This window comes from Winogradskyella sp. HaHa_3_26, from assembly GCF_019278425.1.
GTDB lineage: Bacteria > Bacteroidota > Bacteroidia > Flavobacteriales > Flavobacteriaceae > Winogradskyella > Winogradskyella undariae.
On sequence record NZ_CP058981.1, the window covers coordinates 3006218 to 3029716 of the forward strand.

A 23499-nucleotide genomic window follows, 5' to 3' on the forward strand; every position below is an offset into this window, starting at 1 on the left:
TTGGGTTATTAAGACCTAAGCCTAAATAACCCAATAAATTAAATAAATAATGATATTGTGATTAATCTACTTTTTTAAACCGTAGAACCTCATTGCCATTTGCATTATAAAAGAATAAAGTTATGCCTTCTTTTTTATACGTTGAAATGCTATTCATTGCTTTATAAAAACGATCAGAAATCGCCATATTTATACACATTTTTCTTGTAGATGCAATGGCACCAAATGTTATAGTATTAGAAGTTATATTTTTAATTTGTCCGCTATAATTATTACAACCATTAGTTCCTGAAACACGCATTTCAGTAGTGTTTATTTCAAGACTTGGTGCATTGGTTTTTTCTATTTCTTCAGCATTAATATGAGTTGTTATCCAAATATCATGAATTGCTAATTTAGGATCTTGCTTTTTCTCAAGTACTTTAACTAATTCATATTTTATAGAGGAAGCATCTTCAGGTGTGTTTTTAGTGTCTAAAGCTGTTTTTGAAACTTCAATTTTTTGCAAATAACCAGGTTCAAAATTAAACCCATTTATTGTTGTATAAAAATTAGACCATTCGGCATTTTTATAATTATCGGCTTTTGAAACTTGTAAGCAAGTCGTTTTTCCTGCACCAGCATCGCAATCTGTTTTAGTACTATTTACCCAATAGATTGAAGTAACGTTTTTTGATGTGCCACAAGAAGATAGCATGATGCTTAATATTAAAATAGGAAATGTTTTTAGTAAAGTCATGAATGTTGTTGTTGGTTATGGCATTCAATTTTCAAAAGCCTTGCCAATTTTTAGTGTAAAATGTTAAAAGAACGTTATTGTGATTGAAGTCTTAAGCTTAGAGAAAACGAAAATGTATAGGTTATTAATTGCTATTTAATTGTGGTGTAATCGTCTTGTTTTATCTTATTACAATTACTTAATCATTATGATTTCTATCTTTAATAACTCTAATGCTATAAGTTGCAACAATATCGTTTTCTATTTTTAGATGCACGTCATAAAATCCTTTGTGTTTAAAGCGGTATTTAAAGGTGATTAATCCGTTTTTGTTTTTAAGCTCATAAATTTCAAAAGATTTAATGTTAGTTCCTGATATTTGAATTAGAGAAATTTTATCTATTGAAATAGTGTTTAGAGATTTAAAACTAAAGTTAATTTCTTCATTCTTTTTTATTGTAGTGTTTAGTTTTTTTGGACTAATGGGGATTATTTGTTGTTTAAAAGTTTCGCCATAAACAATTGGTTCTGATATAAATGTTGAGTGGATTAAATTATTATTTAGAAACCATTTTTTTTGTATTGGATAATGATTTTTCGCAAATAATATTGGATCTGTTAAAAAGTAGCCATCATTATAATCAGGAATAAATAGGCTACTATTAATCATATAACCACTAGACCATGTCGCATCACATAAATACCATTTGTTGTCTAGTTTTACAGTATTCCATGAGTGGTTTGGGGATTCTAGATTTTCAATATTGCTATCTACTGATCTGGCATATCCATCAATAATTTCACTTTCAATATTAGCGATAAAACATAACTCTTTAATGAGGTAGGCATACCCTGTACACATGGTTTTTTTATGTTTTAGTAATTTTTTGAAAGCAATTTTTTTGTATTCGTTATTCCATACGATATAACCTAAACTATCCTTTTTAAATTTTTCTCGTTTTTGGAGTACTTTCTGATGTTGATTAGCATCTCCGCTAACATTTTTGCAAACCCAAATGTAAATAGCTCTAAACTTTTCTACATCTGTTGTTAGTTTATAGGTTAGGTTATGTACTAGTAGTGGTAAGTTTTCTAAACTACTGTCTTCATTTAATTTTGCTATGTTATCTGCTTTGGTAAAATCGATGTGTTTAAAATCGGAGACCTGAGTAAAAGCAGTATTTACAAAGAAGGCAAAAATGAAGACCAGTATATTTTTCATAAACTTTTTATTTGGGTTTTTAATTCCTTTTTGATTGATACACTTTTTTTACTGCAACTTCTCCCATAATAATACAAGAAGTCATTTCCATATCAATTTTTAAATCAATTTCTGCGGCAGATTTATTATTTTCAATTACTACTTTTTGAGCTTCAAAGCCGATATAGCTAATAATTAAAACATCTCCTTTTTTTAGTTTTTCAGGGAATTCAAAATTGCCATCAAAATCTGTAGCAATGCCTATTGTAGAACCCTGTAAAATTACATTTGCACCAGGAAGCGGTTGGTTGTTTTCTGATACATTACCTTTTACAATTATATTTTTTTCAGATTTATTAGCTTCAATTTTAGAGGCGCCATCTGTTGAGGTCATTGTTTTTTTTACTTCTTGTGCCTGTGCTGTAATGCTAGAGAAAAGTGCTAAACAAGCTATTGCAATACCACTTAGAAAGTTAAGTTTATGGTTTTCGGGAGTTTTTTGATTGTAAATTTTTAATTGATTGTTGTTAAAACGTCCACAGGTATTTTGAGTCTCTTTGTTTTTAAAGAATGTAATAATTTCTTGTGTGTTCATTTTTGTAAAGTCTATAACTTCTTTTTTGCAAGAGCCACAAAAACCTCCATTGGAAGTTGGTGAAAATTGATCAAATTTTTCTGAGCATGGTGTTTTAATGTTTAAGTTAAATTGGTTTTTCATGATATAAGATTTTTATGTTAGTACATATCAAACCTATACTTCTATTGTGGTATAGAAAATGAATATTTAGTTAACCATGCTTTTTAATGAGTAAAGCATAACTTTTGATTAGTTTGTAAAAAGCAAAAACAAATTTTTATCAAGTTGCTTATAAGGATAAGAAGCAAAAAAACCATCAAGTAAAACTTGATGGTTTAAGTAAGAAAGCTTTCTAAGAACAATAAATTATTTATTCTTTTATAAAGCGCTCAGTAACAATTTTATTGTTTTCTCCTTCAACTTTAATAAGATAGATTCCTTTAGATAAGCCTTCGATGTTTACTGAAGCATGTGCTGATTCTAATAGCTTTTTGCCTTGTAAATTATAAATAGTTAACTTGCTAAAAGACACATCAGTTTCAATGTTTAATTGTGTTGAAGCTGGGTTAGGAAATATTCTAAAACGATTAGTCTCAAATAAGTCTACAGATAAGATAGAACATTCAGCATTTGTTTCTATAAAGCTAGTTGTTTCTGGGTTTGGGTTGGTCCAGTTGGCAATGCTATAATCTTCATCATCAACAAAAATACAAGTTAGATTTGGCACTGTATGCATATTAAAACTTGTTAATATTGTATTATTTCCATTTCTTAAATCAAGGGTTGTTAATTGGTCATTTACATGACAAGTTAAGCTCGTTAAATTTACATTATTACTTAAGTCTAAACTTGAAAATGTATTATTACTACAGATTAAGTTTATTAAATTAATATTTGAAGACAAATTTAAATTAGACAACTGATTATTTCTACATGCTAAATCTGTTAAACTTGTAAGCGCAGTTACATCTAATATTGGTAATTGATTATTATAACAATGCAAAAAATATAAATCAGTATTTGTAGAAACATTGATAGATGTTAATTGATTATCATGACAAGATAAATACTCTAAACTAGTGTTTTCAGAAAGATCTAAAGTTGTTATTTGGTTATCGTAACAACTTAAATTCATTAAGTTCGTATTTTGTGAAACATCTAAAGTTGTTAAAAGATTATTGAAAGTTGATAAATTTTCTAAACTTGTTGTACCAGAAAGAGTCACATTGGTTAATTGATTAAATTCACTTCTTAGCTTAGTTAAGCTTGAAAACCCAGAAACATCTAATGTTGCAATTTGGTTTTGTTGACATTCTATCTCAATTAAATTTGTTGCACCAGTAAGCGTTAGGCTAGTTAATTGATTATTTGAAGTTCTTAAATTGGTTAAACTTGTAAGCCCAGAAAGGTCTAAAGAAGTTAGTTGATTATTAAAGCTACTTAAATTTGTTAAACTTGTAAGGCCTGTTACATTTAAAGATGATAATACATTATTCTCACAATATAAGTTTTCTAAACTTAAGCTTGCTGAAGCATCTAGACTCGTAATTTGATTATTGCTACAGGATAAACTAATCAAATTTGTATTTGTTGAAATATCTAAAGCGGTAAGCTGATTATTATTACATGATAAATTTAGTAGGTTAGTATTTGCTGAAACATCTAATGTTGTTAAGGCGTTATCGCTACAAAATAAATATTTTAATTGCGTAAATGCTTCTATACCTGTTAAACTAGATATATTTTTATTTACTAAGTACAGTAAATCATTATATGCCTCTGCTTCTGTTATTTGTATTTCAGTATCTGCATTTGTATTTATGGTAGTGTTATTAACGAGCTCTGCTTTAAAATTAGCATCAGGAATATTTACTATTTGAGGCGTTGAGCTTGGTAATAAAGAATCATCATAAATTTTTATCACTTTACCACTACCTAAATTAGTAACATACATATTTCCTAAATTGTCAATAGTAATAGATCTAGGTTGTTCTAATAGTGTTGTTACAAAATCACTAATTGTACCTGTTACAGCGTCATATTTTAAGATTTTATGCTCTTCTGGAAATGTTTTGTATTTTGTAAAGTAAACATCGTCATTTGGAGCAATAGCAACACCTCTTATGTTTTCTATGTTACTTGTAATAGTTGTTACTGTACCTGTTGGTGTTATTTTAAATAGTTTTCTGTCATTTCTGTCAGCTACAAATAAATTGCCATTAGAGTCAAAGGCTATACCTTCCGGCGTAAATAAACCAGTGGCGTAATTAGATGTTGATAAATCTGCATTTATTTTAACGACGTTACCACTGTTTTCTGAAGCGAAGTATAATAAACCATCCTTAATAGCAAGTCCGTAAGGAGAAGCATTTGGCATAGATAAATAATCTGTAGCAACTCCAGCAGCATCTACAGTCATTATTTTACTATAAAAAGGTTCTGCTACGTATAAAAGGTCATTATTATCAAAAACGATATCATGTGCTCTAGAATTAGTAGTAGCGAATAAGGTTTGTGTTCCGTTAGCATCTAATTGGTAGATATTACCAGTGTAAAGTTCTGTGACAAAAACAGTATTGTTTGAGTCTACAGCAATACCTTCTGGTGAAGTGTAACCGGTTGAGAACTCTGAGATTGTTTGGGCTTTTAATAACAATGAGAAAAAGCCAATAAAAACGATTAAGTGTAGTTTTTTAAGTATGAATGTTTTTGATTTGGTTGAAAATTCAGACAAATATATTGTATTAAACATAAAAAAAACCACTTTGAATGAACAAAGTGGTTTTTGAATTATTAAAGAGATTCCTCTGAAAATCAGTAATTAGATTACTTAATCATCTCGTAACTACGCTTAATAAAGTTTGTTAATTCTTCTCCTTTTAAAAGGCCTTGAGATAAACGTGCTAAATCTAAACTTTGCGTAATTAAACGTTCTTGGTTTTCCTTTTCTTTAGTTTCTAAAATTTCACCAACTAATGGAGAGTTTGTATTGACGATAAGATTGTACATCTCTGGCATATTACCAAACATATTCATTCCGCCACCACCAGTCTGCTGCATCTCTTTCATTCTGCGCATAAATTCTGGTTGTGTAATAATAAACGGTGAAGCATCACTATCCATAGCTTCTAGTTGTACAGCAAACTTTTCAGAAGGAACAACTTCTTTTAAAAGTGTATCTAATTCTGCTTGTTGCTCTTCAGATAATTTAGAAATAGTAGTTTCATCTTTCTTGATTAAATTATCAATATGATCACCATCTACACGTGCAAAAGAAATATTTTCTTTCGTAGATTCTAATTTCTGAATTAAGTGAGATACAATAGGAGAATCTAACATTAATACTTCGTAACCTTTAGCTTTTGCAGCTTCAATATAACTGTGCTGTTGGTCTTTGTTAGAAGCGTAAAGCAATACTAATTTACCATCTTTATCCGTTTGAGTTGCTTTTGTTTTGTTAAAAAGCTCTTCATAAGTATAATATTTACCATCAACTGTTGGGTACAATGCAAATGCATCTGCTTTTTCAAAGAATTTATCTTCAGAAAGCATTCCGTATTCAATAACAAGTTTTATATCATCCCATTTAGATTCAAAATCCTCACGGTTTGAGTTGAATAATGATTTCAACTTATCAGCGACTTTACGAGTGATGTAAGATGAAATTTTCTTCACAGCACCATCAGCTTGTAAATAAGAACGCGATACGTTTAATGGAATATCTGGAGAATCAATAACACCACGTAACATGGTTAAGAATTCAGGTACAATCCCTTCAACATTATCCGTTACATAAACTTGGTTTTGGTATAATTGAATCTTATCCTTTTGCATGTTCATGTCATTACCCATTTTAGGGAAATACAAGATACCTGTTAAGTTAAAAGGATAATCTACATTTAAATGGATATGAAATAGAGGCTCTTCAAATTGCATTGGGTACAATTCTCTGTAGAATCCTTTGTAATCTTCAGCTTCTAATTCAGTGGGTTGTTTTGTCCAAGCCGGATTAGGGTTATTAATAATGTTATCTACAGTAATCTGTTTATGTGGCTCAGTAGTTTCTTTACCTTCAGCATCTGTAGTTGTTTCAGGTGTAAACTCAGGATCGTTTATTTCATTAGTTCCAAATTTAATTGGAATAGGCATAAACTTGTTATACTTATTAAGTAATGCACTGATTCTTGCTTCTTCTAAAAATTCAGTAGAATCTTCAGCAATATGAAGAATGATTTCTGTTCCTCTAGTTTCTTTATCAGAAGGCTCTAATGTAAATTCAGGAGAACCATCACAAGTCCAATGTGCAGCATCAGCACCAGTATGCGACTTAGTAATAATTTCAACTTTCTCTGCAACCATAAAAGCAGAGTAGAAACCAAGACCAAAATGACCAATAATTCCTGAATCTTTTGCAGAATCTTTATATTTATCCAAGAATTCTTCAGCACCAGAAAAGGCAACTTGGTTAATGTATTTTTCAACTTCTTCAGCAGACATTCCTAAACCTTGATCAATGATGTGAAGTTTTTTACCTTCTTTATCAATCTTAACTTCAATGATAGGATTTCCGTATTCAGATTTAGATTCACCTATACTTGTAAGGTGTTTTAATTTTAGTGTGGCATCTGTACCATTACTAATAAGCTCACGTAAAAAGATTTCGTGATCAGAGTATAAGAACTTTTTAATTAACGGAAAGATATTCTCTACCGATACATTAATACTTCCTTTTGTCATGATATATAGTTTTTTGTATTATTAATTTGAATACTTAGTTATAGGCAAATAAAATACCAAGAAAATATTTGTGACAAGATGGCATATGCTGATTTGTGTAAAACGGATCAATTTCTCTCTATAAATCGATGAGTATGTTATGCGTGCATAATTAATTTTAGCTTACTAAATATATTCTACCTTTTAAAAGATTAGCTTTGTTATTAATAAAACAAAGAGTTTAGATTTCCAATATCACAGAATTAAAAATAAATTTTTAGATGTACAATTCAAAAATAATTGGCTTAGGTAAATATGTACCTGATAACGTTGTTACTAATGACGATTTGTCGAAATTGATGGATACTAATGACGCATGGATACAAGAAAGAACAGGGATAAAAGAACGTCGTTGGGTAGAAAAGGGTAGTGGTGATACTACAGCAACTATGGGTGTAAAAGCAGCTAAGGTTGCTATTGAACGTTCTGGTTTAGATAAAGATGATATTGATTTTATCATTTTTGCGACGCTAAGTCCAGATATGTATTTTCCAGGTGCAGGAGTACAAGTACAACATGCTTTAGATATTAAAACTGTTGGAGCACTAGATATACGTAACCAATGTTCTGGTTTTGTTTATGCATTGTCTGTCGCTGATAATTTTATTAAAACTGGGATGTATAAAAATATTTTGGTGATTGGTAGTGAATTACATTCTTTTGGTTTAGACAAAACTACACGTGGTAGAGGTGTATCTGTGATTTTTGGTGATGGAGCAGGAGCAGCAATTCTTACAAGAGAAGAAGATAATACAAAAGGAATTTTATCTACACATTTACATTCTGAAGGTCAGCATGCAGAAGAATTAGTTTTAGTTGCACCAGGAATGGGACAACGTTGGGTAAGTGATATTATAGCAGATAATGACCCTGATGATGTAAGTTATTTTCCACATATGAATGGGCAGTTTGTATTTAAAAATGCAGTGGTTCGTTTTAGTGAAGTAATTATGGAAGGTTTAACGAATAACAATTTACAGGTTGATGATATTGATATGTTAATTCCTCACCAAGCCAACTTACGTATCTCACAGTTTATACAGCGTAAATTTAAGTTGAGTGACGACCAAGTATTTAATAATATTCAGAAATACGGAAATACAACTGCAGCTTCTATTCCTATTGCTTTAACAGAAGCATGGGAAGAAGGAAAAATAAAAGAAGGAGATACGCTTGTTTTAGCCGCTTTTGGTAGTGGATTTACGTGGGGAAGTGTGGTTATCAAGTGGTAATAAATCGCTTTTATAATACGCATTTAATAAAGTGTAATTTTTTTAAGAACCTAATTTGTAATTACAGATTAGGTTCTTTTATTTTATAGGTAATATTAGTCATCTCTTATATTCTTATTTCATATCTTGAGGTCTTAAATTTCATAAAGACAAGGGGGATAACTCTACATTTCAATTATAAATTGATTTTATTTTCCATGGCTTTGATATATAAACTAAAACAACTAAACTATGGAAACAAGCAGCTCTACTTTTGCCGCTAAATTCAAAAAAAGGATTAAAGATTTTGGACCAGCCTTTTTTATTATTGGCTATGTCGTCGGTACCGGAAGTGTGACCTCAATGGTGGTTTCTGGTGCTAAATTTGGATTAAGCTTGTCTTGGGCTCTTCTGTTATCCTGTTTTTTTACTTACTTTTTATTAATTTCAATTAGTAAACTTACCATCGTTACAGGTAATACGCTTATGTTACTATTCAAAAAAACATTTGGTAAGCCTATTACACTATTTATTATAACAGCTTTAGCGGTTTCCATTATCTCTTCTGTTATTGGTGTTATGGGCGTTGTTGCTGAAGTTTGTATGGAATGGATCTCTGTGAAGACATCTATTTCATTTTTAAATAAACCTGTAATTGCAACTTTTTTTATTGCTTTATTAATTGCTCTTTTCTGGACAGGAAAGCATGAGAATTTTATAAAAGCCATGAGTCTTATGGTTGGCTTTATGGCGCTCGCTTTTATTTTTACAAGTTTTATGGTTTTAAAAGAATCAGGGAAATCTATCATTGAGTTTTTTCCAGATTTACCAACAGGTGATAATACAGGTTTAATAATAGCCGGAATTGTTGGGACTACAATGGCAGGGGTTTGTTTGGCATCTCGTAGTATTTTAGTACATGAAGAAAAATGGGGCTTAAACGATTTAAAAAAAGAAAATAAAGATGCAATGTCTGCAATGGTTATGACTTTTTTAATCAGTCTAGCCATTATGATTAGTGCAACAGGAACACTCTATTTTAAAGGAATACCCGTAAATGATGCTACAGACTTAATGACCGCTTTGGGGCCATGGGCAGGTGATTTTGCTTTAACGTTATTTACATTAGGTATTGTTGGAGCTGGGTTATCTTCAATTTTCCCAAACCTGCTTTTATTCCCTTGGTTAATTGCAGATTATACAGATACACCTCGAAATATGAAAAGACCACTATTTAAAATCATAGTAGTTTTAGTGGCTTTATCTGGATTAATAGTGCCATTTTTAGGAGGAAAACCTGTTTGGATTTTAATTGCTTCTCAAGCATTTAGTCCATTTGTAATGCCTTTAATAACACTATTTTTAATAATTTTGATAAACAAATCTGAAGTAATGAAGTCGCATAAAACTTCTTTATGGATGAATATGGCTTTAGGTGCTACTTTTATTTTTAATTGTTACATGCTATACGTAGCGATAATAGGATTTATAGATTTTGTATAATAATAGTTTAAGAAATAATACAATAACCATGAGTGAGGACTTACAGAAATATGCACACATACCTTTAAAACAAAAATCTAATAGAGTTTGGCGAACTTATGAGGGAGGTGCTTTAATTGATCGATGGAAAAAAATCACACCTGAAGTAGATGGACAAATGCCAGAACAGTGGATTATGTCTACAATTACAGCTCGTGGAAATGGTAGGCCTGAAGACGAAGGACTTTCTTTAATAGAAACTGAAGATGGCGTTTTTCCTCTTAAGGATTTAATCAATTCTGACCTAGAATTATATTTAGGTAAAGATCTTGCTAATAAATATGGAACAACAGGTGTGCTAATTAAAATGTTAGACTCTATGGAGCGTTTAACAGTTCAAGTACACCCAGATAAAGATTATGCGAAAACTGTTTTTAATTCAGAATTTGGAAAAACAGAATCTTGGTATGTTTTAAATACACGAGAAATAAATGGTGAAAAGCCAGTGGTTTACATGGGGTTTAAAAAACATGTAACTAAAGAGATCTGGAAAACGCATTTTGAGAATCAAAACATTGAAGGAATGTTAGATTGCCTACACAAAATCGAGGTGAAACCAGGGGATGCTTTTATGATTTATGGAGGTGTACCACATGCTATTGGTGCAGGTTGTTTTTTAATGGAAGTACAAGAACCTACAGATTATACCATGCGTGTTGAAAAAACAACACCTGCAGGTTTAAAAATTGGTCCAGAATTAATTCATCAAGGTGTAGGTGAAGAAAAAATGTTAGAATGTTTTCATTACGATACTTTTACCATAGAAGAAGCCTTAAATGAATGGAAAATAACACCAGAAGTTTTAGAACATACAGATGAGTATACGTTTAAAACGTTATTTAATAAAAAACATACTAGTTGTTTTGGGTTAAGTGAATTGCTTTTAGACGGAAAACATACAATTAAAGGAAATTCATGTTTCTATGTCGCAGTTATTTATTCTGGTGACGGAGTAATTGAGTGTAACGGAAAAGAATATGAATATACACAAGGAGATGAAATATTTATTTCTGCAGCGATTTCAGAAATGACTTTTAAATCTAAAAGTGCTTCTAAAATTTTACTTTGTTATCCTCCAAACTAAACCTTTACAAGAAATAAAAAGACGATTTATACCAATTATAATAAAAAACCCTGTGCCAATGGCTTGGGGTTTTTATATTTTTAAAATGAGGAAACTATAGTGTGTCGCTGTTTATGATTATCATATACTCAACAAGATCATTTTAATTTTCAAATACAATAATAATGGAGATTTAAGTATGTTTTAACAACATTTTACTTGTGATTCTATGACGAAACAAATAACTTAGGAAGAAACACTTAAAGCGCATTTAGAATGAAAAGACACATTCAACTTATTATTTGTATCATACTTATCTTATTATTTTTTAACATTGAAAGTCTATTAAATTTTGGTAGTTCTATTTTAGGGCTTGACAGTTTTGACAACTCATTATTGGTTTCCCAAAGGCAAAACTTTTTGATTTTTTGTTTTGCATGGCTTCTTATTATATTTTTAAGAAAAGGAAAAAGAAGTTTTTTAAAGCATTACGATATTTCGGCTGAAGATAACCTTGAAGCTAGGAAGATGTATACGCAAATCAACTTGTTAGAGAAAATTATCATTTTCGTTATTATCTTATTTGCGGTAGGTTTTATTTTACTCTCTTTTGATAATATAAAGAAAATTGGTTACGGAATCTTTGCATCTGCAGGTTTAGCCGGAATTATAATTGGTTTATCAGCGCAAAAAGTTGTTGGTGCATTATTAGCAGGAATTCAAATCGCATTTACGCAACCTTTTAGAATTGATGATGCTGTTGTTGTAGAAAATGAATGGGGTTGGATTGAAGAAATTAACCTTACTTATGTGGTGATTAGACTTTGGGATAAAAGACGATTAGTTTTGCCTTCTACTTACTTTTTAGAAAATCCGTTTCAAAACTGGACAAGAAATTCTGCGGATATTATAGGTTCCGTGTTTTTGCATACCGATTATCGTGTTTCATTTGATGATTTACGTACCGAATTAACTAAAATCTTAGAAAGCACATCGCTTTGGGATAAACAAGTTAATGTTTTGCAAGTCACAGACTCTAAAGAAAACTCTGTTGAAATTCGTATTTTAGTAAGTGCTAAAAATTCGCCTACCGCTTGGGACTTACGTGTTCATGTTCGTGAAAAAATGATTAAATTTATTCAAGAAAATTACCCTGAAAGCCTTCCTAGAACACGTGTTTATTTAACGGATAATAAAGTGTCAAAAGATTAAATTTATAAGCGTTTTTCAATGATAAAATATTCGTCATCATCAAGGTTTTTAAATTTTGAAGCCGTCATGGCCTCATTAATGCTTATTGTTATCTCTATAGGAATTTTCACTTCTGTAGAATCAATTTGGATCAAAGTCATCACTATTATATTTTTAGTAGTAGTTTTGATATTTATAATACTCTATCTAAGAAAAAAGGTATTTACTATTAAGTTCTTAGAAGCTGTTATTTCAGTAGACTACATTTATCTGGATAAAAGCATACAGATTCCTTATAATGAATTAATTGCAGTAGAATTTATTTCGGTTCATAAATCACCAGATAGAAATAGAATAAAGTTTATGAAAGATGATAAAGTTGAGTCTCTAAGGTTTTTATCCATAGCGCAATCTGATAGCTATATTGAATTTGTTAAATGGTTAAAATCTAAAAATGAAAAAATAGAACTAACTGTTTTTCCTTCAGATCATATTATGAATCATAAAATTCAAGAAGTATACGGTTTTAAGTACCGTTAATACTAATAAGCGTAACACATTAAATTTTGAAAAAGAAAGTTGTAATCCTTGTAATACTATTGATTGTAGGTGTTTTTGGATTTTTTATATCCCAAACAATTAATATTAATCCACAATATAAAGTTGGGGAACAAATTGATCAATTTAATGGAGTTGCTGTTTATTATAATGGAAATGTAGGTGATGTTAGTGGACGAGAATTGACAGCTGATGGTTATAATCTTGGATTAAAGCATCAATGTGTAGAGTTTGTAAAACGATACTACTATGAAGCTCTAAATCACAAAATGCCTAATAGCTACGGACATGCTAAAGATTTTTTTGATAATAAGGTTAGCGATGGGAAAATTAATAAGGGAAGAAATTTAATTCAATATTCAAATCCAAGTCTTTCTAAACCTAGGTTAAATGATTTGGTGGTATATTCAGGAACTGTTCTAAATAAATATGGCCATGTCTCAATTATCTCTCAAGTTACAGATAAGGATATAGAAATTATACAGCAAAATCCTGGACCTTTTGGTAATTCACGTAAACGATATCATTTAATTAAAGAGAATGGTAAGTGGAAAATTAATAATCATCAAATATTAGGATGGTTACGGAAAAAATAAAGAATTTTAAGGATCTGTTTTATCAATAAAAAAAGCCTAAACAAAATTTGTTTAGGCTTTTTCGCTATTAACCAACCTTAACTAACACTATTATAAAAATTAATTTATAATAATTATTACTTAAAAAAACTATACTACTATAGACGCTATAAGTGCAATATTATTTCATAGCTTTTGGTGTTTAACTTGCATTTAACACTTAGTGTAATACTTCTTAAATACTCATAAATTATGATTTGAAAAATTTGAGAATCTTATAAATTTTAGTTTATATTTAAAATATGAAAACAACATTAGTTATAGGAGCCTCGTTAAAACCAGAACGTTATTCAAATATTGCAATCAAAAAATTACGCCATTTTAAACATGATGTAAAAGCTTTTGGTTTAAAACCAGGTATGGTTGAAGATGTTTCTATTGATACCGAGTTAATGCCGTATAAGGATATTGATACCGTAACACTATATCTTAATCCACAACGCCAAAAACCATATTACGATTATATTATGGGTTTAAATCCTAAACGCGTCATTTTTAACCCAGGAACAGAAAATTCTGAATTTTATAATATTTTAGAACAAAATAATATTGCATTTGAAGTCGCTTGTACTTTAGTGTTATTGAGTACAGGACAATATTAAGCTTTCTTTTTGAGAAGCAGTAAACCTAAAAACATGAATAGGCCGTTGTAGATTAGTATTTCAAATCCTATTTCGTGACCATTAAATAATTCTTTAGAATATAAGTTTAAGAGGTATGAAATTAATGGAGCTACAATTGCTACAATCCAAACCAACTTGTCTTTAATTTGAAATTTAGTAAATAGACCAAAGGCAAACAAACCTAATAATGGTCCGTAAGTGTAACCTGCAGCTTTAAAGAGTTCCCAAATAACGGAAACATCTTTAAATATAAAATCGAATAATAAAATCACTAGAACAAGTACGGCACTAAATCCAATATGAACACGTTTTCTTAAGTTTTTTCTTTTAGCCTCAGGCCTGTTTTCAATATTTAAAATATCAAAACAAAAAGATGTTGTTAGGGATGTTAAAGCAGAATCTGCACTAGAATAAGCAGCAGCAATTAAGCCGAGTAAAAAGAAGGCTGAGGTCACAATTCCTATTTCTGGTAACATAGCAATCGTTGGAAATAAATCATCTTTAGACGCTGAGATTCCATGAGTAGCGGCATATTGTGTTAGCATCAGTCCAAGAACTAAGAAAAGTAGATTCACAAAAATTAATACAATACTAAAGGTGATCATGTTTTTCTGTGCATCCTTCAAATTACGGCAAGTCAGGTTTTTTTGCATCATATCCTGGTCTAAACCTGTCATGGTAATGGTAATAAAAATCCCAGATAAAAAGCTCTTCCAAAAATATTGCGGATCATTTCCATTTTCAAAAAAGAACACCTTCGTTAGGTTACTTTCTCTGGTGTAAGTAATCACTTCGCTAATGCTATTTAAATCTAAAGCAGATGCTAAAAATACAATGGCAACAACTACAGATATTAACATAAATAAAGTCTGAAGTGTATCGGTAAAAATGATTGTTTTTATTCCACCTTTAAAGGTGTAAAGCCAAATTAATACAATGGTGATAATTACAGTAATGGCAAAAGGAATATCAAATAAGTCAAACACTAAAAGTTGTAAAACTTTAGCAACAAGGAATAAACGAAAAGCAGCACCAACCGTTCTTGAAATTAAAAAAGCAACAGAGCCAGTTTTATAACTTACAATACCAAAACGATCTTTTAAATAGGTGTAAATAGAAGTAAGATTAAGCTTGTAATAAAGCGGTAATAACACAAAAGCGATAATTAAATACCCAAAGAAATATCCGAAAACAACTTGTAAATAACCAAATTGTTTTGCTTCAATAGCACCAGGAACCGAAATAAATGTAACGCCAGACAAGGAAGCACCTATCATTCCAAAAGCCACCAAATACCAAGGAGCAGATTTGTTTGCCTTAAAAAAAGCAGCATTAGAATCTTCTTTTCCTGTGAAATAAGAGATTAATATAAGTAAACCAAAGTAGCATACAATTAAGATAAGTATTGATGTTGGCGACATGAAATTAACATTTTAGTATAATTTATGAAAGTAATGTATTTGAAAAAAAAGATAGCTTTAAAATAGAATTAATTGCGAAAAAAATATAAGCATATGTATAATTTACTCTAAAATAGAGTTTTAAGTTGCTCCTTTTTTATAGGCAAAAATCAGTATCTTCGCAGCTATGGAATTTTCATCAAAACTCTTAGAAAACGCTGTTAACGAGATGTCTCAATTACCTGGTATTGGTAAGCGTACAGCTTTGCGTTTAGTGTTGCACATGTTACGACAACCCGAAAATCAAACCTTTCAATTAGCCAATGCATTAACAAAGGTGAGAGGAGAAATTAATTTTTGTAAATCGTGTCATAATATTAGTGATACGGTATTGTGTGAAATATGTGCAAATCCAAACAGAAATAGCGAATTAATCTGTGTTGTTGAAGATATAAGAGATGTTATGGCGGTAGAAAACACAAGCTCTTTTAAAGGTTTATATCATGTTTTAGGAGGAAAAATATCTCCAATGGATGGTATTGGTCCTCAAGATTTAAATATTACCTCTTTAGTAGAAAAGGTAAAGGAAGGAAAAGTGAAAGAATTAATCTTTGCCATGAGCCCTACGATGGAAGGAGACACAACAAACTTTTATATATTTAGACAATTACAAGATTATAAAGTCACAACCTCTACTATTGCAAGAGGTGTTGCTGCCGGAAACGAATTAGAATATACAGACGAAATTACTTTAGGTCGAAGTATTATAGATCGTGTTCCATTTGAAGCTTCATTAAAATCGTAAAACTGTTTTGAAACTTTCAGTCATCATTTTAAATTATAATGTCCGCTATTTTTTAGAGATTTGTCTAAAAAGTGTTGAAGCGGCTATTGCAACTATTGATGCTGAAATTATTGTGGTTGATAATAATTCTCCAGATGACAGTTGTGCTATGGTGAAACAATTATTTCCTTCTGTCAAGTTGATTGAGAATAAAGATAATCCTGGATTTTCAAAAGGAAATAATATTGGTGTAGCTCAGGCAAAAGGAGAATATCTTTGTATTCTTAATCCCGATACAGTTGTTGTAGAAGATACTTTTACTAAACTCCTCAATTTTACAGATTCTAAAAATAACCTAGGAATTGTAGGTTGTCAGTTAATAGATGGAAAGGGGAGATTTTTACCTGAAAGTAAACGTAACATTCCAACGCCAAAAGTAGCTTTAAAAAAAGTATTAGGCAGCACTAATGATTATTATGCAAATCATATCAATATAGAAGAAACAGGTAAAGTAGATATTTTAGTAGGCGCTTTTATGTGGCTTAAAAAAGAAGTTTATGATGCTGTTGGCGGATTCGATGAAGCTTATTTTATGTATGGTGAAGATATCGATTTATCATATAAAGTAGTAAAAGCAGGATATGATAATTTCTACTTCGGAAACACTACAATCATTCATTTTAAAGGAGAGAGTACCTTAAAAGATTCTAAATATGCAAAACGTTTTTACGGAGCGATGCAGATTTTCTATAAAAAACATTTTAAACAGAGTTTATTATTCAATGCAGTAGTTTGGTTGGGGATTAAAATGGCCTTTTTAATGCGAAAAACTCCAATTGATGTTATCGTAAATTCAAATAGATCATATTTATATACTGCTGATTTAAATATTAGTTTGGTTGAAAAATTACCAAAGCCAACTCAAGTTGATATTGATATTAGACCTAATGTTGAAAATAATAGTATGATTGTTTACGATTTTAAATTGTTGAATGCGAGTAATGTAATTGCAGATATGAAGCAAAAATCGAAACAAGATCATATTGTCTTTAGATTTCTTTCAAAAAACTGTAAATTTATCCTCGGAAGCGATAGTGCTAATAATAGGGGAGAAGTTCTACACTTTTAAACTATATTTATTGAATTAAATTCAGTAAAACACGTATTTTTTCAGTAATTTTGCACGCGATTAGCAAATAACGACCTACAAATTATAGATATGGCAAATTTTGAACTTAAGTTACCTAAAATGGGAGAAAGCGTTGCAGAAGCAACAATAACCTCATGGCTTAAAGATGTTGGAGATACAATTGAAGCAGATGAAGCTGTTTTAGAAATAGCAACAGATAAAGTTGATAGTGAAGTACCAAGTGAAGTAGATGGTGTTTTAGTTGAAAAACTATTTGATATTGATGATGTAGTACAAGTAGGACAAGTTATTGCGGTTATAAAAACAGAAGGTGGCGATACAATAGAAGTAAAAGCTACTGAAGCGCAACCAGAACCTGTTGCAGAAACAGAAGCTCCTAAAGCAGTGGCTGAAGTTGCTAAAACTGTTGTTGCAGCTAAAGAATCTGTAGAGCCAGTAATTTCTACAGAGGATCGTTTTTATTCTCCTTTAGTAAAAAATATAGCAAAAAAAGAGGGTATAGCACAATCTGAATTAGATACAATTCAAGGTACTGGTAAAGATAACCGTGTTACTAAAAATGATATTAAAACATATTTAGAGTCTCGTAGTTCTGCTCCTGTAGCAGCTCCTAAAGCAGATTCTGTAGTGAGCAATACATCTAAAACTCAAAGTAAGCCTGTTGCACAGACACCTGTTGTAACTTCTGGTGATGATGAAATTATTGAAATGTCTAGAATGGGGAAACTTATTTCTAAGTACATGGTAGATTCTATTCAAACTTCAGCTCACGTACAATCGTTTATTGAAGCAGATGTAACTAATATTTGGAATTGGAGAAAGAAGGTGAAGAGTGGTTTTATGAAACGTGAAGGTGAGAACTTAACCTTTACACCAATCTTTATGGAAGCTATAACAAAGGCTCTAAGAGATTTTCCTATGATGAATATTTCTGTTGAAGGCGATAAAATTATAAAAAAGAAAGCTATTAATGTTGGTATGGCAGCAGCATTACCAGATGGTAATTTAATTGTTCCTGTAATTAAAAATGCAGATCAATTAAGTTTATTAGGAATGGTAAAACATGTTAACGATTTAGCAAATAGAGCACGTTTGGGTAAATTAAATCCAGATGATATACAAGGAGGAACTTATACAGTAACTAATGTTGGTACATTTGGTAGCATTATGGGAACACCAATTATCAATCAACCACAAGTGGGAATATTAGCTTTAGGTGCCATTAGAAAAGTACCTGCTGTTATTGAAACTTCAGAAGGCGATTATATTGGTATCCGTTACAGAATGTTTTTATCGCACTCTTATGACCATAGAGTTGTTAATGGTGCACTTGGTGGACAATTTGTAAAAGCAGTAAAAGATTATTTAGAAGCTTGGGATTTAGATCGCGAGATTTAAGTCTATTTTATATAAGAATTAATCAACAAAAGCACAGTTTTACGACTGTGCTTTTTTGTTTTTAAATCTATAATAATCTCACCATCAAATTTTTTCTATTTATAACAAAAAATTATCATTATTAAGTTTTGTTATGAACGTAAGTTCATTACCTTTATGTAAAATTAAGACAAATGCCACGCCCAAAAAAGAAGAGAAAAGTTGATTTCCCACCTAAGATGCTTGGTTTTAAGCCATTTGGTATTCGGTTCTGCGAAACAGAGCATATTATTATGCAATACGAAGAATACGAAACCGTGAAACTAGTTATATACGATGACCTTTCGCAAGGAGATGCTGCGGATAAAATGGAGGTTTCTAGGCCTACGCTTACCCGGATTTATAATAGTGCTTTAAAAAAAATTGGACAAGCCTTTGTAGAAGGAAAATCGATTCTTATTAAAGGTGGAGATTTTGAGTTTGAGAAAGATTGGTATAAGTGTAAAACATGCTTCAAACTAATAGCCGGTGTTGAAAATAATTTAAAGTGTGATGATTGTTCTTCGGGAGATACAAATGAATTGGTAAATTTAAATGAATAAATTATGTCAAATTTAAACCATAGAGGTCCAGATAATTTAGGTCCAAAACAGGAATGAAATTAGGGAAATGTAGAAAGACTAAATCTGATACTGTTGAGGATTCTGAAATTAGGCAATGTAGAAAAGGAAGGATAAAAAAATCACATTGTAACCGGTTAGAAAGATTATATCATGAAGAAAATTGCTGTTCCCATAACTCAAAATAACAAAATTGAAAGCTGTTTTGGAGATTCTAAGTTTTATGAAATTTATATTTTCTCTAAAACTAATGATATTTTAGATGTGCAATTGTTAGAGTTAGACAAAAGTTATGACTGTTCTAATGTTGTAAACGTATTGGCAAATGCAGAAGTTACCTTTATGTTATCAGATCATATAGGAAATAAGGCTTTCAATAGATTAAATAAAGCAGGGATTAAGGTGATAAGAGGATGTTCGGGTGATTCTGCTGATGTTATTTTACAGTTTGTTGAAAATGAAATTATAGATAGTGGAACAAGTTGTTCACTTCATAAAAAAAAGAATAAGCAGTTAAAAGACTATAAATGTCACTGCTAATAAAAAAAATAGGAATGCTTAATTGATTTCTATTCACAAAAAATAAAAATTATATTAATGTCTATTAAAGATTCAGCTATTATAGAAGGAGTAAGGGTTAAGTTACCTACTAAGTTTGGTCATTTTGAATTAATCCCTTTTAAAGAAAAAGTAAATGGTTTTGAGCACATGGCTCTTATTAAAGGAGATTTAACCTCAAAAGATACTGTCTTAACACGTATACATTCAGCTTGTGCTACCGGAGACTTATTCGGGTCCTTAAAATGCGATTGTGGTGATCAATTAATTGAAGCCATGAAGATGATTGAGAAAAACGGAACAGGCGTTATTGTCTACTTGCAACAAGAGGGTAGAGGTATAGGTCTAATGAATAAGATGAAAGCTTATAAACTTCAAGAAGAAGGATTCGATACCATTGAGGCTAATTTAAAATTGGGCTTTGCTTCCGATGAAAGAGATTATAACGTAGGCGTAGAAATTCTTAATGCTGTTGGGGTAAAACAAGTGAACCTGTTAACTAATAATCCTGATAAAATTTCAGGATTAGAGAAAAGCGGAATTAAGGTTGTAAAACGCGTTCCTATAATAATACCATCAAACCCATTTAATAAGAGTTATTTAGCGACCAAAGAAAATCAAATGGGACATCAACTCACTGAAAGTAAATTAGAAGATAAATGCTGTGATCACTGATACATTTCAATTAAGACCACATTACGGCGAAGTTGATCAAATGCGATATGTATATCATGCAAATTATCTTACATATTGTCACCAAGCACGTAATGAGTTGTTAAGAAAACTAAACTTAGATGAGGTTGTTCTTGAAAGGAATAATATCATATTACCCGTTATTTCATTTGATATTAGCTATAAAAAACCTGCATATTTTGATGAGCTTATTACGGTAAAAACTATAATAAGAGAAATGCCTAAAGTGCGTTTTAATTTTGAATTTGAAATTAGAAATGAACAAAACATCCTTTTAATTAAAGCGAAGTCAACAGTTGTTTTTGTAGATCGAGAATCGCGTTTACCTAAAAAGATCCCTGAGTTTATTCAAAATATATTCAAAAAGGAATTTTAATAAAATTACATACATCTAGTATATTGTAGCTAGTTTTTTACTTTTGCTGTTTTTTTAGAAATTATGAAATCGAATAAATAGAAACAGGAATGAGGGTTAAATTTTTAAAATAAACCTATTTTTATCAAAATTTTTAAAGAAGTTCATAAAAAGAACACAAAATATACTAGTTAATTGATACTCTAAATACTCTGGTTAGAGAATTTCGTTCTTCTGAACGTTTTAAAAATGAAGCATTTATGACAAATAATATAATTATTGAAAATCAATATAAAAGAACAAGTTTGTTTGAAAAAGATAATGTTAATTATCTCGTACACGTTTTAAAAAGGTTTAATACAGTACCTAAGCTTAACAATATAAATATTATTACTTCTAGTACGGTACCAGATGTATTTAAAATTGTACCAAATGAATCAATTATAATTGGTGCTTCATATTTAAAAAATCCAGTTTTAGCTTTAGTTTATTTACGATACGGAATTGAGTGGCAACTCTGGTATAAAGCATTAAGTAGTAAAAATGAAGATTCTGCTTTGTGTGATATTGCTGCTTTTGAAGTAACTAGAATATTCTACAAATTATTACCAAAAGAAGACAAGGAAAAGTTAAAATCTCTTGATTATTTTTTAATCGAATTATTTAAAAAAGACGAAGACTTAAGTATTGAAGATTTATTAAAACATAAAGAATTACAGGCTTTTCATGATTTAGATAATGCGGATAAGCAATTTGAAGAGTCTTGGTTACCTATTGTAGAAAATTTAGCGAAACCAACAGAGTATTTGTTAATGGCTGGTGGAGATCTTAGGTTAAATATAGACGAAGTTGCTTTATTAAATAAGTACGGTTGTAGACCATTTCCAAGACCTGAGGCATTTACTTTTGCATCATCAACAGCGACAAGTGTTTCTAATTTTGCTTTTGATAAAACAGATAAAGTAAGAAGTATATTAATTAAAAATAGCTTAAAAAACGGTTTTAAAAAGACAACTAATGAGTTTTCAGAATTATTAAAAACCAATGTTAAGAATATCTTTAAATTAAATGAAGCCTGCGAAATTATTTTTTCTCCTTCAGGTACAGATGCGTCTCTTCAAATTGCAGCGATAACTCAAATTATAACAGATAAAGATATTACACATGTTTTAGTTGCTTCAGACGAAACAGGAAGTGGAGTTCCTGCAGCATTAAAAGGTTGTCATTTTGAAAATACAACAGCTCTTAATTATCCAATTAAAAAAGGAGACAAAATAGAAGGGTTTAGAAATGTTGAATTGATAAAAATTACATTTAGAGATGAAAACGGAAAATTAAAATCAGAATCTCAATTAGATTCTGAAGTGTTTACAGCTGTTTCAGAAACTCAAAAATTAGGGAGACATATTGTCTTGCATGTTATGGATCATTCTAAATTAGGGTATCAGTCGCCTAGTGAAGAAATGATGCAGAAATTAGATGATTTACAAGATGTGTCTATGCAAGTTATTGTAGATGCAGCTCAGCTTCGTTTAGATCCATCAGATATAAGGTCTTATTTAGAAAAAGATTACATTGTTTCTACTACCGGAAGTAAATATTTTACAGGACCTCCTTATGCAGGAGCGTTAATTTTACCAGAAAGTGTAAGTGAAGTTATTAAATCTTCAAAAAATGTGTTGCCAGCAGGTCTAACACAGTATTATAATCATTCAGATTGGCCTATATCATGGTTCTGTTCAAAAGATTTATCTGAAGGATTTAATTATGGTTCTTATATGCGTTGGAATGCTGCCATTGTTGAAATGGATAGATACTTTAAAACACCAATTCTATACAGAAACATGGGGATTGAGATGTTTTGTAATTTTGTAGAAGACTCTATAAAAGATGCCACATTCTTAAAACCTCTTTATGGTGATGAAGTTAAACCTAGTAGTAATAATAGCAAGGAATTTGGAATAAGAAATATTCGTACTATTTTTCCTTTTTTCATTCTTAAAAATAATGAAGCATTGTCAGTTGATAATGTGAAAAAATTATATGCATTATTAAATTCCGATTTATCAGATCAGTTTGAAGGTTCTCCATTAGATACCATAAGGCTTGCGGCTCAAAAATGCCATATAGGACAAGCTGTTAATGTAAAATATACAAATGACTTACAAAGTGCTGTATTAAGAATTAGTTTGGGAGCAAGAGTTATTTCTGAAAGTTGGGTAAATAGAGATATTAGCTTGTTTTTTATAAATATAGAAGCACAAATGAATCAAGTTACCGTTATTATAAGAAAAATTGAATTGATTCTTAATCATCCTGAATTATTGAAATAATCTGTATTATCATTTCATGTTTATGCATATAAAAAAAGCACAGTTTATAAACTGTGCTTTTTTGTTTTCTTAATATTTTTAATTTAATCATATGAAAATTGAATTTCTTATGACTAAAACTTTATAGAGATTCT

21 protein-coding genes are annotated in these 23499 nt (G+C 30.4%); 15 read left to right on the forward strand and 6 right to left on the reverse strand.

Features of this window, described 5'->3' with window-relative positions:
- Positions 1-61: 61 nt before the first annotated feature.
- The 5 genes from H0I32_RS12965 to htpG form a co-directional block, all read right to left on the reverse strand.
- Positions 62-739, reverse strand: a complete 678-nt coding sequence (locus H0I32_RS12965) for a DUF4377 domain-containing protein (RefSeq protein ID WP_179313823.1) — start codon at positions 737-739, stop codon at positions 62-64.
- Positions 740-917: 178 nt separating this feature from the next.
- Positions 918-1940: a transglutaminase domain-containing protein gene (locus H0I32_RS12970; protein ID WP_179313824.1), complete on the reverse strand. Its 1023-nt coding sequence runs from the start codon at positions 1938-1940 to the stop codon at positions 918-920.
- 19 nt (positions 1941-1959) lie between these two features.
- Positions 1960-2637: a carboxypeptidase-like regulatory domain-containing protein gene (locus tag H0I32_RS12975; RefSeq protein WP_179313825.1), complete on the reverse strand. Its 678-nt coding sequence runs from the start codon at positions 2635-2637 to the stop codon at positions 1960-1962.
- A gap of 229 nt (positions 2638-2866) precedes the next feature.
- Complete coding sequence (locus tag H0I32_RS12980; protein WP_179313826.1) at positions 2867-5248, reverse strand: T9SS type A sorting domain-containing protein; 2382 nt, start codon at positions 5246-5248, stop codon at positions 2867-2869.
- 74 nt (positions 5249-5322) lie between these two features.
- On the reverse strand, positions 5323-7233 hold the full coding sequence (htpG, locus tag H0I32_RS12985) for a molecular chaperone HtpG (protein WP_179313827.1): 1911 nt from the start codon (positions 7231-7233) through the stop codon (positions 5323-5325).
- Positions 7234-7493: 260 nt separating this feature from the next.
- On the opposite strand from htpG, the gene H0I32_RS12990 reads away from it, so the two are divergent.
- From H0I32_RS12990 to H0I32_RS13020, 7 genes are all read left to right on the forward strand, one after another.
- On the forward strand, positions 7494-8504 hold the full coding sequence (locus H0I32_RS12990) for a 3-oxoacyl-ACP synthase III family protein (protein WP_173588107.1): 1011 nt from the start codon (positions 7494-7496) through the stop codon (positions 8502-8504).
- 231 nt (positions 8505-8735) lie between these two features.
- Positions 8736-9986: an NRAMP family divalent metal transporter gene (locus H0I32_RS12995; protein WP_179313828.1), complete on the forward strand. Its 1251-nt coding sequence runs from the start codon at positions 8736-8738 to the stop codon at positions 9984-9986.
- Positions 9987-10014: 28 nt separating this feature from the next.
- Positions 10015-11109 (forward strand): type I phosphomannose isomerase catalytic subunit, encoded by a 1095-nt coding sequence (locus H0I32_RS13000; protein ID WP_179313829.1) that lies wholly within the window; start codon positions 10015-10017, stop codon positions 11107-11109.
- 255 nt (positions 11110-11364) lie between these two features.
- Entirely contained in the window at positions 11365-12300 is a 936-nt protein-coding gene (locus tag H0I32_RS13005; protein WP_179313830.1) for a mechanosensitive ion channel family protein, read from the forward strand.
- An 18-nt stretch (positions 12301-12318) separates the two neighbouring features.
- Entirely contained in the window at positions 12319-12819 is a 501-nt protein-coding gene (locus tag H0I32_RS13010) for a hypothetical protein (RefSeq protein WP_179313831.1), read from the forward strand.
- Positions 12820-12845: 26 nt separating this feature from the next.
- Positions 12846-13433, forward strand: a complete 588-nt coding sequence (locus H0I32_RS13015) for a CHAP domain-containing protein (RefSeq protein WP_179313832.1) — start codon at positions 12846-12848, stop codon at positions 13431-13433.
- A 281-nt stretch (positions 13434-13714) separates the two neighbouring features.
- Positions 13715-14074, forward strand: coding sequence for a CoA-binding protein (locus tag H0I32_RS13020; RefSeq protein ID WP_179313833.1), 360 nt, complete (start codon positions 13715-13717; stop codon positions 14072-14074).
- Here the strand turns inward: H0I32_RS13020 and H0I32_RS13025 are convergent.
- Positions 14071-15516, reverse strand: a complete 1446-nt coding sequence (locus H0I32_RS13025; protein WP_179313834.1) for a sodium:solute symporter — start codon at positions 15514-15516, stop codon at positions 14071-14073. The two genes, H0I32_RS13020 and H0I32_RS13025, sit on opposite strands and share 4 nt — an antisense overlap.
- 166 nt (positions 15517-15682) lie before the next feature.
- On the opposite strand from H0I32_RS13025, the gene recR reads away from it, so the two are divergent.
- From recR to H0I32_RS13065, 8 genes are all read left to right on the forward strand, one after another.
- A complete protein-coding gene (recR, locus tag H0I32_RS13030) occupies positions 15683-16300 on the forward strand; it encodes a recombination mediator RecR (protein ID WP_173588117.1) in 618 nt (205 codons plus the stop codon).
- A gap of 7 nt (positions 16301-16307) precedes the next feature.
- On the forward strand, positions 16308-17408 hold the full coding sequence (locus H0I32_RS13035) for a glycosyltransferase family 2 protein (RefSeq protein ID WP_179313835.1): 1101 nt from the start codon (positions 16308-16310) through the stop codon (positions 17406-17408).
- Positions 17409-17498: 90 nt separating this feature from the next.
- Positions 17499-18827 (forward strand): dihydrolipoamide acetyltransferase family protein, encoded by a 1329-nt coding sequence (locus H0I32_RS13040; RefSeq protein WP_179313836.1) that lies wholly within the window; start codon positions 17499-17501, stop codon positions 18825-18827.
- A gap of 173 nt (positions 18828-19000) precedes the next feature.
- Positions 19001-19408, forward strand: coding sequence for a DUF134 domain-containing protein (locus tag H0I32_RS13045; protein WP_173588120.1), 408 nt, complete (start codon positions 19001-19003; stop codon positions 19406-19408).
- A 171-nt stretch (positions 19409-19579) separates the two neighbouring features.
- Entirely contained in the window at positions 19580-19966 is a 387-nt protein-coding gene (locus H0I32_RS13050) for a NifB/NifX family molybdenum-iron cluster-binding protein (RefSeq protein ID WP_179313837.1), read from the forward strand.
- Between the two features lie 57 nt (positions 19967-20023).
- A complete protein-coding gene (ribA, locus tag H0I32_RS13055) occupies positions 20024-20659 on the forward strand; it encodes a GTP cyclohydrolase II (protein WP_173588122.1) in 636 nt (211 codons plus the stop codon).
- Positions 20649-21053: an acyl-CoA thioesterase gene (locus H0I32_RS13060; protein ID WP_179313838.1), complete on the forward strand. Its 405-nt coding sequence runs from the start codon at positions 20649-20651 to the stop codon at positions 21051-21053. Before ribA ends, H0I32_RS13060 begins: the two co-directional genes overlap by 11 nt.
- A 239-nt stretch (positions 21054-21292) precedes the next feature.
- The gene (locus H0I32_RS13065) at positions 21293-23365 is read left to right on the forward strand and encodes a hypothetical protein (RefSeq protein ID WP_173588124.1); all 2073 of its coding nucleotides are present in this window, start codon (positions 21293-21295) and stop codon (positions 23363-23365) included.
- The last annotated feature ends 134 nt before the right edge of the window (positions 23366-23499 follow it).

Excerpts from the sequence above, each read along its gene's own strand:
- H0I32_RS13045 (WP_173588120.1), top strand. The coding sequence starts at position 19,001 with ATGCCACGCCCAAAAAAGAAGAGAAAAGTTGATTTCCCACCTAAGATG.
- H0I32_RS13065 (WP_173588124.1), top strand. The coding sequence starts at position 21,293 with ATGACAAATAATATAATTATTGAAAATCAATATAAAAGAACAAGTTTG.
- H0I32_RS13020 (WP_179313833.1), top strand. The coding sequence starts at position 13,715 with ATGAAAACAACATTAGTTATAGGAGCCTCGTTAAAACCAGAACGTTAT.
- H0I32_RS12990 (WP_173588107.1), top strand. The coding sequence starts at position 7,494 with ATGTACAATTCAAAAATAATTGGCTTAGGTAAATATGTACCTGATAAC.
- H0I32_RS13050 (WP_179313837.1), top strand. The coding sequence starts at position 19,580 with ATGAAGAAAATTGCTGTTCCCATAACTCAAAATAACAAAATTGAAAGC.
- H0I32_RS13000 (WP_179313829.1), top strand. The coding sequence starts at position 10,015 with ATGAGTGAGGACTTACAGAAATATGCACACATACCTTTAAAACAAAAA.
- H0I32_RS13040 (WP_179313836.1), top strand. The coding sequence starts at position 17,499 with ATGGCAAATTTTGAACTTAAGTTACCTAAAATGGGAGAAAGCGTTGCA.
- H0I32_RS12975 (WP_179313825.1), bottom strand. The coding sequence starts at position 2,637 with ATGAAAAACCAATTTAACTTAAACATTAAAACACCATGCTCAGAAAAA.
- recR (WP_173588117.1), top strand. The coding sequence starts at position 15,683 with ATGGAATTTTCATCAAAACTCTTAGAAAACGCTGTTAACGAGATGTCT.
- H0I32_RS13010 (WP_179313831.1), top strand. The coding sequence starts at position 12,319 with ATGATAAAATATTCGTCATCATCAAGGTTTTTAAATTTTGAAGCCGTC.
- H0I32_RS12995 (WP_179313828.1), top strand. The coding sequence starts at position 8,736 with ATGGAAACAAGCAGCTCTACTTTTGCCGCTAAATTCAAAAAAAGGATT.
- H0I32_RS12965 (WP_179313823.1), bottom strand. The coding sequence starts at position 739 with ATGACTTTACTAAAAACATTTCCTATTTTAATATTAAGCATCATGCTA.
- H0I32_RS12980 (WP_179313826.1), bottom strand. The coding sequence starts at position 5,248 with ATGTTTAATACAATATATTTGTCTGAATTTTCAACCAAATCAAAAACA.
- H0I32_RS13025 (WP_179313834.1), bottom strand. The coding sequence starts at position 15,516 with ATGTCGCCAACATCAATACTTATCTTAATTGTATGCTACTTTGGTTTA.
- htpG (WP_179313827.1), bottom strand. The coding sequence starts at position 7,233 with ATGACAAAAGGAAGTATTAATGTATCGGTAGAGAATATCTTTCCGTTA.
- ribA (WP_173588122.1), top strand. The coding sequence starts at position 20,024 with ATGTCTATTAAAGATTCAGCTATTATAGAAGGAGTAAGGGTTAAGTTA.
- H0I32_RS13005 (WP_179313830.1), top strand. The coding sequence starts at position 11,365 with ATGAAAAGACACATTCAACTTATTATTTGTATCATACTTATCTTATTA.
- H0I32_RS12970 (WP_179313824.1), bottom strand. The coding sequence starts at position 1,940 with ATGAAAAATATACTGGTCTTCATTTTTGCCTTCTTTGTAAATACTGCT.